20 protein-coding genes, 1 tRNA gene and 1 pseudogene are annotated in these 14,448 nt (G+C 72.3%); 13 read left to right on the top strand and 9 right to left on the bottom strand.

The window, feature by feature from the left end; translation table 11 throughout:
• Nucleotides 1-9: 9 nt before the first annotated feature.
• Both E1264_RS29570 and E1264_RS29565 read right to left on the bottom strand, forming a co-directional pair.
• Entirely contained in the window at nt 10-591 is a 582-nt protein-coding gene (locus E1264_RS29570; protein WP_132178734.1) for an isochorismatase family protein, read from the bottom strand.
• A gap of 135 nt (nt 592-726) precedes the next feature.
• A complete protein-coding gene (locus E1264_RS29565; protein ID WP_132178733.1) occupies nt 727-2,079 on the bottom strand; it encodes a nicotinate phosphoribosyltransferase in 1,353 nt (450 codons plus the stop codon).
• A 115-nt stretch (nt 2,080-2,194) separates the two neighbouring features.
• On the opposite strand from E1264_RS29565, the gene clpS reads away from it, so the two are divergent.
• The 11 genes from clpS to rdgB all read left to right on the top strand — a co-directional run bounded on the left by clpS (nt 2,195) and on the right by rdgB (nt 8,408).
• The gene (gene clpS, locus E1264_RS29560; RefSeq protein ID WP_132178735.1) at nt 2,195-2,491 is read left to right on the top strand and encodes an ATP-dependent Clp protease adapter ClpS; all 297 of its coding nucleotides are present in this window, start codon (nt 2,195-2,197) and stop codon (nt 2,489-2,491) included.
• A gap of 6 nt (nt 2,492-2,497) precedes the next feature.
• A complete protein-coding gene (locus tag E1264_RS29555) occupies nt 2,498-3,028 on the top strand; it encodes a DUF2017 domain-containing protein (RefSeq protein WP_132178732.1) in 531 nt (176 codons plus the stop codon).
• A 73-nt stretch (nt 3,029-3,101) separates the two neighbouring features.
• The gene (locus tag E1264_RS29550) at nt 3,102-3,518 is read left to right on the top strand and encodes a M67 family metallopeptidase (RefSeq protein ID WP_132178731.1); all 417 of its coding nucleotides are present in this window, start codon (nt 3,102-3,104) and stop codon (nt 3,516-3,518) included.
• Nucleotides 3,519-3,574: 56 nt separating this feature from the next.
• Nucleotides 3,575-3,697, top strand: a complete 123-nt coding sequence (locus E1264_RS46035) for a hypothetical protein (RefSeq protein ID WP_279491578.1) — start codon at nt 3,575-3,577, stop codon at nt 3,695-3,697.
• A gap of 127 nt (nt 3,698-3,824) precedes the next feature.
• Nucleotides 3,825-4,097, top strand: a complete 273-nt coding sequence (locus E1264_RS29545; protein WP_132178730.1) for a MoaD/ThiS family protein — start codon at nt 3,825-3,827, stop codon at nt 4,095-4,097.
• A 42-nt stretch (nt 4,098-4,139) separates the two neighbouring features.
• Nucleotides 4,140-5,087 (top strand): cysteine synthase, encoded by a 948-nt coding sequence (locus E1264_RS29540; RefSeq protein ID WP_132178729.1) that lies wholly within the window; start codon nt 4,140-4,142, stop codon nt 5,085-5,087.
• A 71-nt stretch (nt 5,088-5,158) separates the two neighbouring features.
• Nucleotides 5,159-5,947, top strand: a complete 789-nt coding sequence (locus E1264_RS29535; RefSeq protein ID WP_132178728.1) for a thioesterase family protein — start codon at nt 5,159-5,161, stop codon at nt 5,945-5,947.
• Nucleotides 5,948-6,123: 176 nt separating this feature from the next.
• Nucleotides 6,124-6,279, top strand: coding sequence for a hypothetical protein (locus E1264_RS43805; protein ID WP_165964447.1), 156 nt, complete (start codon nt 6,124-6,126; stop codon nt 6,277-6,279).
• A gap of 37 nt (nt 6,280-6,316) precedes the next feature.
• Entirely contained in the window at nt 6,317-7,066 is a 750-nt protein-coding gene (locus tag E1264_RS29530; RefSeq protein ID WP_132178727.1) for an MBL fold metallo-hydrolase, read from the top strand.
• A gap of 20 nt (nt 7,067-7,086) precedes the next feature.
• Complete coding sequence (rph, locus tag E1264_RS29525; RefSeq protein WP_132178726.1) at nt 7,087-7,806, top strand: ribonuclease PH; 720 nt, start codon at nt 7,087-7,089, stop codon at nt 7,804-7,806.
• Nucleotides 7,803-8,408, top strand: a complete 606-nt coding sequence (rdgB, locus tag E1264_RS29520; protein WP_132178725.1) for an RdgB/HAM1 family non-canonical purine NTP pyrophosphatase — start codon at nt 7,803-7,805, stop codon at nt 8,406-8,408. The genes rph and rdgB overlap by 4 nt, the downstream gene beginning before the upstream one ends.
• Here rdgB and E1264_RS29515 read toward each other — a convergent pair.
• The 3 genes from E1264_RS29515 to E1264_RS29505 all read right to left on the bottom strand — a co-directional run bounded on the left by E1264_RS29515 (nt 8,405) and on the right by E1264_RS29505 (nt 11,306).
• On the bottom strand, nt 8,405-9,325 hold the full coding sequence (locus tag E1264_RS29515; RefSeq protein ID WP_132178724.1) for a sensor histidine kinase: 921 nt from the start codon (nt 9,323-9,325) through the stop codon (nt 8,405-8,407). The genes rdgB and E1264_RS29515 overlap by 4 nt on opposite strands.
• A complete protein-coding gene (locus E1264_RS29510; protein ID WP_132178723.1) occupies nt 9,322-10,236 on the bottom strand; it encodes an MEDS domain-containing protein in 915 nt (304 codons plus the stop codon). The genes E1264_RS29515 and E1264_RS29510 overlap by 4 nt, the downstream gene beginning before the upstream one ends.
• A 77-nt stretch (nt 10,237-10,313) precedes the next feature.
• Nucleotides 10,314-11,306 carry a sensor histidine kinase gene (locus tag E1264_RS29505; RefSeq protein WP_132178722.1) on the bottom strand — a complete coding sequence of 331 codons (993 nt, stop codon included), beginning with the start codon at nt 11,304-11,306 and terminating at the stop codon, nt 10,314-10,316.
• A gap of 262 nt (nt 11,307-11,568) precedes the next feature.
• On the opposite strand from E1264_RS29505, the gene E1264_RS29500 reads away from it, so the two are divergent.
• Nucleotides 11,569-11,653, top strand: a tRNA-Leu gene (locus tag E1264_RS29500).
• 187 nt (nt 11,654-11,840) lie between these two features.
• On the opposite strand, the gene bcp is transcribed toward E1264_RS29500, so the two are convergent.
• Entirely contained in the window at nt 11,841-12,308 is a 468-nt protein-coding gene (gene bcp, locus E1264_RS29495) for a thioredoxin-dependent thiol peroxidase (RefSeq protein WP_132178721.1), read from the bottom strand.
• A gap of 135 nt (nt 12,309-12,443) precedes the next feature.
• On the opposite strand from bcp, the gene E1264_RS29490 reads away from it, so the two are divergent.
• Nucleotides 12,444-12,755 (top strand): DUF3618 domain-containing protein, encoded by a 312-nt coding sequence (locus tag E1264_RS29490; RefSeq protein ID WP_132178720.1) that lies wholly within the window; start codon nt 12,444-12,446, stop codon nt 12,753-12,755.
• Here E1264_RS29490 and E1264_RS29485 read toward each other — a convergent pair.
• The 3 genes and pseudogenes from E1264_RS29485 to E1264_RS29475 all read right to left on the bottom strand — a co-directional run.
• Complete coding sequence (locus tag E1264_RS29485) at nt 12,706-12,999, bottom strand: zf-HC2 domain-containing protein (protein WP_132178719.1); 294 nt, start codon at nt 12,997-12,999, stop codon at nt 12,706-12,708. The two genes, E1264_RS29490 and E1264_RS29485, sit on opposite strands and share 50 nt — an antisense overlap.
• A 32-nt stretch (nt 13,000-13,031) precedes the next feature.
• Nucleotides 13,032-13,694 (bottom strand): SIMPL domain-containing protein, encoded by a 663-nt coding sequence (locus E1264_RS29480; protein WP_132178718.1) that lies wholly within the window; start codon nt 13,692-13,694, stop codon nt 13,032-13,034.
• A gap of 215 nt (nt 13,695-13,909) precedes the next feature.
• Nucleotides 13,910-14,448 (bottom strand): annotated as a pseudogene (locus E1264_RS29475) (amino acid deaminase/aldolase); the annotation flags it as partial.

Genomic DNA, 14,448 nt, shown 5'->3' with positions numbered 1-14,448 from the left:
GTGCCATGGTCAGGACGCCACGACGGGGGCCCCGGACATGACGATCCCCTCCTGGGCGAGCTCGTCCAGCGCGCGGTCGACGGTCGCCTTGCTGACCCCGGCGGTGAGGTCGAGCAGGACGGCGGTGCGCAGGCCCGCGCGGGCCGCGTCCACGGCGGTGGCGCGGACGCAGTGGTCGGTGGCGATGCCCGCGATGTCGACGGCGTCCACGCCGCGGGCGGCGAGCCAGTCGGCGAGGGGCGTCTCGTCGTCGGACACGCCCTCGAAGCCGCTGTAGGCGGCGGTCTCGCGGCCCTTGCTGAAGACGGCCTCGATCGGCGCGAGCGCCAGGTTGGGGTGGAAGTCGGCGCCCGGCGTGCCGATCACGCAGTGCGGCGGCCACGTGTCGACGAAGTCGGGCTCGGCGGAGAAGTGGTCGCCCGGGTCGAGGTGGAAGTCGCGGGTGGCGACGATGTGCGCGTACTCGGGCCGGTGCCCCGCCATGTACCCGGAGATGGCCGTGGCCACGTCCGCCCCGCCGGTGACCGCGAGGGAGCCGCCCTCGCAGAAGTCGTTCTGCACATCGACGATGATCAGAGCCTTCTTGCCCATGACCGCTCCCTGTACGAGGCACCCCGACCGAAAAGTCCGATTCATCCGCTCTCTTGTGAGACGTGGCATTCTCGGCCCGTCGCAGGATGAAAAGGGCTCAATGGGGACCGTACCCCAGCTCCGCCCGGATGTTCCTCAGTGGCGCGGGCCGCCGTTGACGAACTCGGTGGGGACCGCGGGCTCGCCCCTGGAGAGCTGCGTCGCCGTCGGCGGCAGTTCGGCGATCGCGCGCGCGTGGCGCTCCCTGGCCTCGGCGAGGGGTTCGCGCCCGACGATCTCGCCGTCCCGCACCAGTGGTATCTGCAGGACGCGGTCGCGCGGGCCGGGCGTCGGCTCGCCGGTGGAGACGGTCTCGGCGTAGGCGGCGCCGTGGCCGTCGATGCGGCGGACGGCGGTCTTGCGCCCGCCGCGGCTCGGCTTGCCGGTGGAGCGCTTGGCGACCGGGCGCATGGGCGCGTCGTCGTCGGGGCCGTCCGAGCGGGCGACGAGCTTGTAGACGAGCGACGCCGTGGGCGCGCCGGAGCCGGTCACGAGGGACGTCCCGACGCCGTAGCCGTCCACCGGCGCGGCGGCGAGGGCGGCGATGCCGAACTCGTCCAGGTCGCCGGTGACCACGATGCGGGTGCCGTGCGCGCCGAGCGAGTCGAGCTGGTCGCGGACGCGCCGCGCCACCACCCCGAGGTCACCGCTGTCGATGCGGACGGCCCCGAGCGACGGCCCGGCGAGCTCCACCGCCGTGCGCACCGCCCGCTCCACGTCGTAGGTGTCGATGAGCAGCGTGGTGCTCTCGCCGAGCGCGGCGAGCTGGGCCTTGAACGCGTGCCGCTCGCTGTCGTGCAGGAGCGTGAACGAATGCGCGCTCGTCCCGGCGGTCGGCACCCCGTAGAGCCGCCCCGCCTCCAGGTTGGACGTGGTGGCGAACCCCGCGATGTAGGCGGCGCGGGCGGACGCCACGGCGGCGCGCTCGTGCGTCCGCCGCGACCCCATCTCGATGATCGGGCGGTCCTGCGCCGCCTGCACCATCCGCGACGCGGCCGACGCGATCGCGCAGTCGTGGTTGAGGATCGACAGCGCAACGGTCTCCAGCAGGACGGCCTCCGCGAACGTCCCCTCCACCACCAGGATCGGCGATTCCGGGAAATAGCAGTCGCCCTCGGCATAACCCCAGACGTTCCCGGTGAAGCGATACTTCTCCAGCCATTGCGCGGTGGGCTCGTCCACGATGCCGTTGGAGGTCAGGTAGTCCAGCTCGGCGGCGTCGAAACGGAACCGCCCGATCGCGTCGAGGAGGCGTCCCGTCCCGGCGATGACGCCGTAGCGGCGGCCCGCGGGCAGGCTCCGCGCGAACACCTCGAACACGGCGCGCCGGCCGGCCGTCCCGCTGCGCAGCGCGGCCTGGAGCATGGTCAGCTCGTACCGGTCGGTGAGCAGGGCAGTACCGTCGTCTAGGTCCACAGGTGGAACCTTACGGCCCGCTGTGGGCACCATGGTCGTGCAGCCCGCCACACCGGTACCCCGCCACATCCGCCGGCAGCGGCGCATAGCATCGGGTGCGGTGGGCCACCGACTTCACGCAGAGAGGGAGGCGAGCGGAATGAGCGCCATGAGCACGGCGCCCGCGCCCGTCGAACTGGAGCGACCGGACGCCGACGAGGACGTCAGCGCCGACCGGCCATGGCTGGCCATCGTCTGGAACGATCCGATCAACCTGATGTCGTACGTCACGTACGTGTTCCAGGCCGTCTTCGCATATCCCAAGGCCAAGGCCGAGAAGCTGATGCTCGACGTCCACCACAAGGGCCGCGCCGTGGTCGCGAACGGCACCCGCGAGGAGATGGAGCGCGACGTGGAGATCCTCCATTCCTACGGCCTGTGGGCCACCGTCAAGCGGGACGACTGAGCCCGGATGAGCCATGTGAAGAAGACACGCGACGGCGCCGTCCGGATGCGGCTGGAGCCCGAGGAGGTCGCGCTCCTGCGCGCCCTCATGGAGCAGCTCCTCGCGCTGATCGGCGAGGCGCCCGGCAAGGACGACGAGCTCGCGTCCATGGGCATCGCCGAGAACGCCACCACGCCGGACGACCCCGTCCTGGCGCGGCTGTTCCCCGACGCCTACCGCGACGACGGCACGTCCGCGACGGAGTTCCGCCGCTACACCGAGATGGGCCTGCGCGACGGCAAGCGGGAGGCGGCCGGGATCGTGCTGGCCTCGCTGGCCGGTCCCGAGTCCGAGATCGTCCTGGACGAGAAGCAGGCGCAGGCGTGGCTGCGGGCCCTCAACGACGTCCGGCTGGCGCTCGGCACCCGGCTGGACATCACCGAGGAGTGGTACGAGGAGGCGGAGAACATGTCCCCGGACGACCCGCGCGCCCCCATGTTCGCCGCCTACGACTGGCTCACGTCGCTGCAGGAGAGCCTGGTCCGCGTCCTGTGGTGACCGTTTGGCCCGGACGGTTTCGGACTAGTTTCGAGTAGCACGGACGGGGGCGGGGCCGGGTAGCCTTCGGATCATGCTGACGATCGAACGGGCCCTGGTCGACAAGATCGTCGCGCATGCGCGCGCCGACCACCCTGACGAGGCCTGCGGCGTCATCGCCGGTCCCCTCGGCTCGGACCGTCCCGTCCGGTACATCGCGATGACGAACGCCGAGCGCTCCCCGACGTTCTACCGGTTCGACTCCCAGGAGCAGCTCAAGGTGTGGCGGGAGATGGACGACCGGGACGAGGAGCCCGTGGTGATCTACCACTCGCACACCTCGACCGAGGCGTACCCGTCCCGCACCGACATCTCCTACGCCGCCGAGCCGAACGCCCACTACGTGCTCGTCTCCACCCGCGACGCGGACGAACACGAGTTCCGCTCGTACCGGATCGTGGACGGCGAAGTGACCGAGGAAGAGGTCACGATCGTCGACTCCTACGGCTGACGGCGGCGGGGATGGCAGCGAGGGTCGTCCGGAACGCGCCCGGTAAACTGGGCGTCATGTGGACGGGTAAGCAGGGTTCGGCCGGCGCGCGGCGCCGCACCGGCTCCTCCGCCGTCCCACCCGTACAGAGCTTCCTGTTCGGGCACTCGCGCGCCGAGGTCGTCTACGACTGTCGCTGACGCGCCGATCCCGCCCCGGGAGAGGCCCGAACACGCCCCAACATGCCCGGAATCATCCCGCTGCCCGCCCGGTTGTGAGCAGGTTAGAGGGCGGGGAGCCCCGTACGACGTAGAAGGAGACCACCCGATGGCGATCGAGGTCCGGATCCCCACGATCCTGCGCAACCTCACCGACGGCGCCAAGGCCGTCGAAGGCAAGGGCGGCACGCTGGACGAGCTGTTCACCGACCTGGACGCGCGCCACCCCGGCCTGCGCGACCGGCTGGTCGACGGCAAGGGCCTGCGCAAGTTCGTCAACGTCTACCTCAACGACGAGGACGTGCGCTTTCTCGGCGGCCTGGAGACCGAGGTCTCCGACGGCGACAACGTCACGATCCTGCCCGCCGTGGCCGGCGGCTGACCCCGCGCCCGCGAGACCGAGCCGACAGAACAGAGCAGACACATGCGCTTCGACTCGCTGCTGGACTCGCTCGGCCGCACCCCGCTGGTCGGGCTGCCGCGGCTCTCTCCGTCCGCCGACGTGCGGATCTGGGCCAAGCTTGAGGACCGCAACCCCACCGGCTCGGTCAAGGACCGGCCCGCCTTCTACATGATCGAGAAGGCGGAGAAGGAGGGGCTGCTGACGCCCGGCTGCACGATCCTGGAGCCGACGTCCGGCAACACCGGCATCTCCCTCGCCATGGTCGCCACGCTGCGCGGCTACAAGATGATCTGCGTGATGCCGGAGAACACGTCCGCGGAGCGCCGCCAGCTCCTGGAGATGTGGGGCGCCCGGATCATCTTCTCGCCGGCGGCGGGCGGGTCGAACGAGGCCGTCCGGGTCGCGAAGGGGCTGGCGGAGGAGAACCCCGACTGGGTGATGCTCTACCAGTACGGCAACGAGGCCAACGCGCTCGCGCACTACGAGACGACCGGCCCCGAGATCCTGGAGGACCTCCCGACCGTGACGCACTTCGTCGCGGGGCTCGGCACCACGGGCACGCTGATGGGCGTCGGCCGGTTCCTGCGCGAGCGGGTGCCGGACGTCAAGATCGTCGCGGCGGAGCCCCGGTACGGCGACCTGGTGTACGGGCTGCGCAACATCGACGAGGGCTTCATCCCCGAGCTGTACGACGACTCCGTCCTGACCACCCGGTTCTCCGTCACCTCGGGGGACGCGCTGCGCCGCACCCGCGAGCTGCTCCAGCAGGAGGGCATCTTCGCGGGCATCTCCACCGGCGGCGCGCTGCACGCCGCGATCGGGATGGCGGCCAAGGCGGTCAAGGCGGGCGAGCGCGCCGACATCGCGTTCGTGGTCGCGGACGGCGGCTGGAAGTACCTGTCCACCGGCGCGTACGGCGGCACCCTGGAGGAGGCCGAGGCCCGCCTCGAAGGCCAGCTCTGGGCCTGAGCCGCGCTGCCCCGCCCCTCGCGGTAGAGTGCGTTCTCGAACGTCATTCTAGAAGTTTGGGAGGGTGCGGGGTGAGCGGGTTCGGTGCGGCGACCGCGGTCGAACCGGCGGGCGAGGGGCGGTACGGCGCCGTCCTGGACGCGGGTTACCTCATCGGCGAGGCGCTCAACGGCGGTTACCTCATGGCCGTCCTGGACCGCGCCGCCGTCGCCGCGTCCCCGCACGCGCACCCCGTCTCGACCGCGGTGACCTTCCACCGCGTCGCCGTGCCCGGCCCCGCCGAGGTGATCGTCGAGCCGCGCAAGGAGGGGCGCACGGCGGCCACCTTCCGGGTCTCGCTCGTCCAGGACGGCCGCACCGCGGCGGACGCGCTGATCACCACGGCCACTCTGGACCCCGCCGCCGGACTCGCCTGGACCGGCACCGCGCCGACCGGCCTGCCGCCGCTGGAGGAGTGCACCGAACCCCGGCCGCCGACCGGCGGCGGCTTCGCCGACCAGGTCGACATGCGCTTCGACCGGTCCATGATGGGCTGGCTCGACGGGCGCCCCAGCGGGCGGCCAGAGATCCGCGGCTGGTTCCGGCTCCGCGACGGCCACCGGCCCGACGCCTACGCGCTCGCGCTCGCCGTGGACGCGCTGCCGCCCGTCGTGCTGAACCTCGGCGCGCGGGGCTGGGCGCCGACCGTCGAGCTGACCTGGCACATGCGGGCCGTTCCCGCGCCGGGCTGGCTCGCCCTGCACGGCAGCGGGCGCGTCCTTTCCGACGGCTGGTTCGACGAGGACGTCGAGGTCTGGGACTCCACCGGACGGCTCGTCGCGCAGAGCCGCCAGCTCGCCCGCGCCCCCCGCGACCGCTGATCCGCGCGGCCGCTGGTCCGCGCACCGGGCGTGAGCCGAATCACCGGCGTTTCGGCCCGGCCCGCGACCGCATCAGGCGCGCGCCGCGTGAGCTGGACGGTTTTCCGCCGCATGGCGATGTGATGTCCAACGCATGTCGCGCCCGCGCGCGGCCGCGTCGCTTAGCCTTGTGCACCATGTCAGACCCATCGCGGGGGGACGGCCTCCCGACGCTCCCATCGGGATCGGCGACGCCCGGCGGCGGCACCTCGAATCCCGCGGACGACCGGGTCACACTGGTGGCGGGTGCCGACCGGACCGCCACCGACGTCAACCGGGTGCCGGCTCTCTGACCACCTGATTCCTCGGGGACCCGAAGGAGGAGTGAGCGTGCGGGTCACAGTGATCGGCTGCTCGGGGAGCTTTCCCGGGCCGGACAGCCCCGCGTCCAGCTACCTGATCGAGGCGGACGGCTACGCGCTGGTGCTCGATCTCGGCAACGGCGCGCTCGGGTCGCTGCAGCGCTTCCGCTCGCTGTACGAGATCGACGCCGTCTGCATCTCGCACCTGCACGCCGATCACTGCCTCGACCTGTGCGGTTACTGGGTGGCGCGCACGTACCGGCCGAGCGGCCCGGCGCCGCGGATCCCGGTGCACGGCCCGGAAGGCACCGCCGCGCGCATGGCCAAGGCCTACGACCTGGACCCCGAGCCCGGCATGTCCGGGGCGTTCGACTTCCGGACGCTGCGCCGCGGCCCCTACGACATCGGCCCGTTCCGCGTGACGACCGCGCTGATGCCGCACCCGGTGGAGGCGTACGCGTTCCGCATCGAGTACGGCGGCAAGACCCTCGCCTACTCCGGCGACACGGGCGCGTCGGACACGCTGGTCGAGCTCGCGAGCGGCGCCGACCTGTTCCTCTGCGAGGCGTCCTTCCTCGACAAGCCGGGCCTGCCCGCCGCGCTCCACCTGACCGCCCGCGAGGCCGGCGAGCACGCCGCCCGCGCCGGGACGGGACGGCTCGTCCTCACCCATCTGGTGCCGTGGAACGATGCGGACGTCTCGTTCAAGGAGGCCAAGGCCAGCGGCTACGACGGCCCCATCGAGCTGGCCCGTGTGGGCGCCCAGTACACCCTCTGAATCCCGCTAGGGTGTTCCGCATGGCTCGCCCCGATGATCGCGCTTACGACCAGCTCCGTCCCGTCCGCATCCAGCGCGGATGGCTCGACCACGCGGAGGGGTCGGTGCTGATCGAGTTCGGCGCGACCCGGGTGCTGTGCGCCGCGTCCGTGCAGGACTCGGTGCCCCGCTGGCGGCGCGACAGCGGCCTCGGCTGGGTCACCGCCGAGTACGCGATGCTGCCCCGCGCCACCAACACCCGCAACGACCGCGAGGCCGTCCGGGGCCGGATCGGCGGCCGCACCCACGAGATCTCCCGGCTGATCGGGCGGTCCATCCGCGCGTGCGTCGACTTCAAGGCGCTCGGGGAGAACACCGTCCAGCTCGACTGCGACGTCCTCCAGGCCGACGGCGGCACCCGCACCGCCGCGATCACCGGCGCGTACGTGGCGCTCGCCGACGCCGTCTCCTGGATGCGGGGCCGCAAGCTGCTGCGCGGCGACCCGCTCATCACGTCCGTGGCGGCGGTCAGCGTCGGCGTCGTGGACGGCGAGCCCCGCCTCGACCTCTGCTACGAGGAGGACGGCGCCGCCAACACCGACATGAACGTGGTGTGCACGGGCGACGGCCGCTTCGCCGAGGTGCAGGGCACCGCGGAGCGCGCCCCGTTCGACCGCTCCGAGCTGGACGCGCTGCTCGACCTCGCCTCCGCCGGCTGCGCCGAGCTGACCCGGCTCCAGGCCGAGGCCCTCGCCCGATGACGAGGATCGTCCTCGCGACCCACAACCAGGGCAAGGTCGCGGAGCTGGAACGCATCCTCGGCGACCTCGACATCGCCGGCCTCGACGACTTCCCCGGCGCGCCCGACGTGGCGGAGACGGAGCTGACGTTCGAGGGCAACGCGCTGCTGAAGGCCCGCGCGATCTCCGCGTTCACCGGCCTGCCCGCCGTCGCCGACGACTCGGGCCTGTGCGTGGACGCGCTGAACGGCATGCCGGGCGTCCTGTCCGCCCGCTGGTCGGGACGCTTCGGCGCCGCCACCGGCGACCGCGACGCCGCGAACCTGCGGCTCGTCCTCGACCAGATCGCCGACGTGCCCGACGACCAGCGCGGCGGGGCGTTCGTGTGCGCGGCCGTCCTGGTCGTCCCGGGCGGCGTGGAGCACGCCGTCGAGGGCCGGCTGCGCGGCACCGTGATCCGCGAACCCCGCGGGACGGGCGGTTTCGGCTACGACCCGGTCTTCGTCCCCGAGGGCGAGACCCGCACCACCGCCGAGATGCCCCCGGAGGAAAAGGACGCCATCAGCCACCGAGGCAGGGCCTTCCGCGCCCTGGCGGCCCTGATCCCCGACGCTCTCGCCTAACGGACGCGCAGGCGGACGAAGGTGCCGTCCCAGCCGGCGCGGAGTTCCATCAGGTCGACCAGGAGGCGGACGGTCCAGAGGCCGAAGCCGCGCTGGAGGGCCGAGTCGGGCGGGATGAAGCCGGTGAGCGGGCTCGGGCCGGGGCGCCAGAAGCCGTTGTCGCCGATCTCGCAGATGAGGTCGGTGCCGTCCTGCCACACCCAGAGCCCGATCGGGGGCGTGCCGTGCTGCAGCGCGTTCGCGGCGACCTCGTTCGCGGCGGTGACGAGGTTCTGCGCCCGCTGCGGGGCGAGGCCGTGCTTGACGGCGCGGTCGCCGACGAAGGCCCGCAGCGCGTGCAGGTCGTCGCCGTCGATGGGCAGGTAGTCGGCGTCGCGCGGGCGGTCGAAGCGCAGCCCGCGGTCGCAGCGGGAGCCGAACGTCACCGGGTCGACGTACTCGCCGCTGCGTTCGGTGCGCCCGGGGGACACCATCCACGGATGGGTGCGCCGCGCCTCCGCGACGACCCGGGGCGGCAGCGTCCCGGTGTCGTAGGGGCAGAGCGCGCGGGCGCCGGAGCCGTCGAACACGACGTTGATGAGGGACTCGTAGCGGATCCACTCCAGGGTCTGCCGCTCGTCCCAGCCGTCCCAGACGGGCTCGGCGAGCGCGCAGACGGTGCGCGGCAAGCTCTCCTTCACGACGTTCTGGTAGTCGCGCAGGGTGTGGACGGGATGCCGGTAGAAGTCGGCGGAGTCGAAGTACTGGATCGGCGGGGCGTCGGCCGCGAGCACGTCCCGCAGGGCGATCAGGTTGGGTTCGCGGGCCACGGCGATCACGGCCTGGTCGCGCTCCAGCCCGGACTTGAGGAACGGGATGGTGACGTCCAGGAACTCCTCGACGTCGCGGTACAGGAAGGCCCTGTGCTCTATGGTCATCGGCCGACCCCCTTCGAGCCGGAGAGCGATCCGTCGTCGCCGCGGGTGAGGCCCGGCAGCCGGTGCCAGCCGACCATCTCGATGACGCTCTCCACGCCGGGCGCCAGGCGGTCGAGCACCAGCGGCTCGCCCGCCGGCAGGACGGTGGCGTGCCGCGCCATCAGGTGCAGGCCGCCGAGGTCGATGAACGCGAGCCGGGACAGGTCCAGGTGGACGCGGCGGCGCTCCTTGCTGACCTGGGTGAGCTGCTCGGCGAACACGGCGTGCCGGGCGGCGTCGAGCTCTCCTTCGACGCGCAGGCCATCGGGTTCGAAAGTGCGCACTATCTTCAGGATCCCGTCATCGAATTCGGGGTTCACTTCCACGAGAACCTCGTGTGTGTCGCGGAGGGCGATGAGCTCTTCACGCCGGCACGCGTGCTGGTCGATCTGGCAGATCGCCATGGCCATGGTGCTCGGCGAGACGGCGTCGCCGACCCGGTGCTCGCAGCCCAGCATCTGGCCGAGGTCGGAGCGCGGCTCGGTCAGCAGCCAGCTGTAGTCGGTGGTGATGCGGACGGCGCGGAAGCCCTGGTCGAACGCCTCGTCGACCTCGCGGCCGAGGGTGTCGACCATCCTGGCGGGCGCGAAACCGCCGTAGCGGTCGAGGCAGGCGTCCTGGCGTGAGATCACCCGGAGCTGGCCGGTCCTGCGGTAGGCGTCCACGTCGATCCGGTGCCGTTCGCCGAGGCCGGGGAGCCGCTCGGGCGGCGCGTCGGTGACGTACACGACCTTCTCGTTCGTCTGCAGGCCCTCCTGGACGAAGGGCCCGATGACCCGGTCGCGCTCCTCGGAACCGCTGTAGGCCAGCCAGCCGTGATCTCCGGGCCGGACGCCGCTGACGGGGCGCTTGGCGAACCAGGGTGTGTCCATGGCCTGCCCATCCAGGTCGGTGATTGGTTCAGCGTACGCCGCCGTCGGCGTTTTGGAAGCCCAACGCATGGAGTTCCTCACGCTCCGTCCACGTCGGCGGAGGAAGGCAAGGTCAGCCGCAGGCGGACGACGCTGCCGTGGTCGCCCGTCCGGATCTGGACGACCGAGCACAGCAGCCGCACCGCCCACAGCCCGAACCGCCCGTCGGACTTGGCGGCCCGCGGGCGCGGCGGGATCAGCCCGTAGCCGCTGCCCGGCGGCCACGTGCCCCCGTCGGTGACCTCGCAGACGAAGGCGGGCTCGCCTTCGGAATCGTCCGTCCACATGCGCAGCACGATCGGCGGCTCGCCGTGCCGCAGCGCGTTGGTGACGACCTCGGTGACCGCGACGAGGAGCCGCTGGACGCCGTCCTCGGGCAGCGGTGTCAGCCGGGCGTACTCCGACACGTAGGCGCGCAGCCAGAACAGGTCGGGCCGGTCGATCTTGAAGGTGTCGGCGCCGGGCGGCGGCGGGGGCAGCGGCTCGCGGTCGCACTGCTCGCAGAAGGCCCACGGGTCGACGAACCCGGGGTTGGCGATGGCCCGCGCGCCGCGCACGGTCTCGGGATGCGTCTTGCGTGCCGCCGCGACGACGCCCGCGGGCAGCGTGGCCGCGTAGGGGCACAGCAGCGCCGCGCCGGTGCCGCGGAACGCGACGTTCAGGACGGCCTCCGCACGCTGCCACTCGGCGACCTCCAGCGGCGACCGCGACGCCCACACCGGGTCGCCGAGCACGCGCAGCCGCCGCCCCGTCCCGGCGGTGTCGTCGGCGTCGCTGAGGCAGTCGGCCAGCGTCCGGGACGGGTGCGCGTACCACTCGGACGCGTCGGCGAACTCGACCGCCGCGGCGGCGGGCCCGAGGGCCTCGCGCAGCAGCATCTCCCGCGCGGTCCCGCAGACCGCGAGAACGCGGTCACCGGCCTCCACACCGTCCCGGAGGAAGGGCAGGGCGCCGTCGAGGAGCTGGTCCATGCCGTCGTAGGGGAGCACGCGGTGCGTGAAGGAGTCGTTCACGGCGGTACCGCCGAGCATGTGGTCATGGCGTCACCGACTGTGCGGGCGGACGGACTCATCAAGCCTAGGCCGCCCGCGACCGCCTGCCGAGGGCGTTCCGCAAATACCCTGGTGGAATCTTGGAACGCCTGTCCGCAATTCCGGTGGGGGTGCGTCCCTTACCTGGTCGGACAGGTGATCAGTCCATCACTCGGCATTGACGCGAGCGTCCGACCGGAGAATGACGTTGCCGGGTCAGCCGATCAGAACGCTAAGCTGAACGCGCTTCCCGGAAGCACCGGCGGGCGTGGCGAAATCAGGTATACGCGGCAGGTTTAGGTCCTGTTGGTGGCGACACCGTGGGGGTTCGAATCCCCCCGCCCGCACTGTATTTGCCCAGGGGGCGACCCCCTGGAACCCCCGTCACGGTCGACGGACCGTTTCCCGAGCCGCTGGCGCGTCTCGCGAAACGGCCCCTCGACCGGCGGGTCGTGCGACCTCCGGCGCTGGGCGCCTCCGGCCGCACGACCCGTAACCCCGGCTTAGGTTCCGTCCAAGGTGGGTTGGACTGGGTCAGAGGTCCAGGTCGCGGCGTAGGCGGTCTACGTGGCCGGTGGCCCGGACGTTGTAGTACGCCTTCTCGATCTTGCCGTCGGGGTCGATGATGAAGGTGGAGCGGATGACGCCGACGACGACACGGCCGTACAGCTTCTTCTCGCCGTACGCGCCGTACGCCTGGAGGGTCTCGGTGCCGGCGTCCGACAGCAGCGGGAAGGTCAGGCCCTCCTTCTCCCGGAACTTGGCGAGCTTGGCCGGCTTGTCGGGGGAGATTCCCACGACCGCGACGCCCGCGGACTCCAGGTCGCCGAGGCTGCCCTGGAAGTCGACCGCCTCCTTGGTGCACCCGGGCGTCAGGGCCGCCGGGTAGAAGTACAGGATCGCGCGCCGCCCGCGCAGCGAGGCCAGCGACACCGGTTCGCCGTCGGCGTCGGGAAGCTCGAACTCGGGGGCGACGTCCCCTGGCTGCAGCCGCTCGGACACGCTGTCCGCCTTTCGCTCGGATGGTGCGTCCAACGGTACCGGCTGGGGTGTGGCGGACGCCCGGCGGGAAGACCTGCCACACTGTTCGGATCACTTCGCTGGTCATGGATTCGCCCGACACGATAAGGACACGGCATGGCTGACAGGGCCCGCGACCCGGACGCGCTGGAACGGGAGCTCCAGCTCACCCGCCAGAGCTTCGCCCGCACCATCGACGAGCTCGCCGCCCGGGTCAATCCGAAGAACGTCGCGCAGCGGGGCACCGAGCGGCTGAAGGAGGAGGCCGGTCAGGTCGCGCGGGCGGTCGGCTCGGTGGTGCGACCGGCCGAGAAGTCCGACGACGAGGAGTCCGGCGGGATCGACAAGCGCCTGGTGGCGGCGGGCATCGGCGCCGCCGTCACCGTGACCGCCCTGATCCTCTGGAACCGTAGGCGCAAGCGCCGCTGAACCTCGTCCCGGAGGCGCCGGTCCGCATGACGCGGCCGGCGCCTTTGCGTGCCGGGACGATGGTCTTGTGCGCGATGGTGCGGCGGAGCAGCTCCGCGACGCCGCGCAGCTCGGCGAGCTCGGCGCGGCACGGCGGGCAGCCGCGCAGATGCGCCGACAGCTCGTCCGCCTCGGCGCCCGGCAGCCGTCCCAGGGCGTACACGCCGAGGCCGATGCGGAACTCCCCGCAGTCCGGTCCTCCCACATCATGGAGTACGGGAGCCGGGCCCTGCCCGTTCAGCGGGACGCGTCGAGGTCGGGCTGGGTCACGGTGAAGCGGGCCTCCACGGTGGCGCGGACGATCTGCGTCGCGGGCTCCAGGTCGATCGGCTCGGGCTCCTCCGGGGCCACGCCCCCGTACGCGGCCATCATGACGGGCCTCGGCTCCTGGCGGCCGAGGCCCTCGTCCGACAGCTCGACCAGCCCGGTGAGCCGGGAGCCGAGCGCCTCGGCGTAGCCGCGGGCGCGCTCGACGGCCTCGTGCGCGGCCTGCCGCGCCGCCCGCCCGTACACCTCGCTCTCGCGCCGCAGCTCCCACTCCGGCCCGTCCACGTAGGTGCGCTCCATGTCGCCGAGCCGGGTGACCAGCTCGCCGAGGATCCCGAAGTCGCCGACCGTGATCTTGATCCAGACCGTGCCGCGGTAGGCGCGGACGTCGCCCTCGCGCCGCTTCTGCTTCAGCAGCGGCGTGATCGACAGCCCGCCCGTCTCCACCCTCTCCACGGCCTCGCCGTAGGACCTGACCAGGTCGAGGCAGCGCTGGTTGCGCTCGGTGAGCCGGTCGAGGGCGGCACGCCGGTCGGACTCCTGCGACTGGACGTGCACCGACAGCCGCGCGATCTCCGGTTCGGCCTCCAGCACCGCCTCGCCGCGAACACTGATCATGGGAGCATCGCTCATGCCCCCAACCTAGACCTCAACCGACCTTTTTGGACGGGACCTCAGCCGGGGCCACGGGTCGTGCGGCCGGAGGCGCCCAGCGCCGGAGGTCGCACGACCCGGCGGCGCAGGCGACCGGAGCGACGCCGCGCACGCCCGTGACGGGCACGACAGGCCGCAACGGCGGCGTGAGGATCGCCTGCGCCGTGACGGGGGTCGAAGGGGGTCGCCCCCCTTCACAGGAAGGTTTGGCCCTCGCCTCTGTAGGTGGGGACGGTTCGGACGATCTTGTCGTTGTCGATCAGGTGGAGGGCGGCGAAGCGTTCGCAGAGTTCTCCGGCCTTGGTGTGGCGGAACCAGACGCGGTCGCCGACGGAGAGGAGGTCGGCGGCGTGGCCGAGGAGGGGGGTCTGCACCTCGCCCGCGCCCTCTTCGCGGTCGTAGCGCAGGCCGGTGGGCAGGTACGGCTGCGGGAGGCGGACGGCGTCGCCGGGGCCGGAGGCGAGGTAGCCGCCGCCGAGGCAGGTCGCGACGCCGGGGGCGGGGCGCCGGACGACGGGGAGCGCGAACAGCGCGGCGGGGCGCCCGGTGAAGTTGGAGTACTGGTCGAACAGGTGCGGCTGGTAGAGGCCGGAGCCCGCGGCGACCTCGGTGATCGCGCGTTCGGCGGCGGTCGTCTCGACGCTGCCGGTGCCGCCGCCGTTGACGAACTCCAGGTCGGTCAGCGCCCGGACGGCCTGGACGATCGCGGCGCGGCGGCGGGCCAGCTCCAGCC

Origin of the sequence: Actinomadura sp. KC216 (assembly GCF_004348535.1) — a bacterium.
Classification (GTDB): Bacteria; Actinomycetota; Actinomycetes; order Streptosporangiales; family Streptosporangiaceae; genus Spirillospora.
Note: the sequence above shows the minus strand (reverse complement) of the source record. Positions and strands in the feature narration are given on the sequence as shown.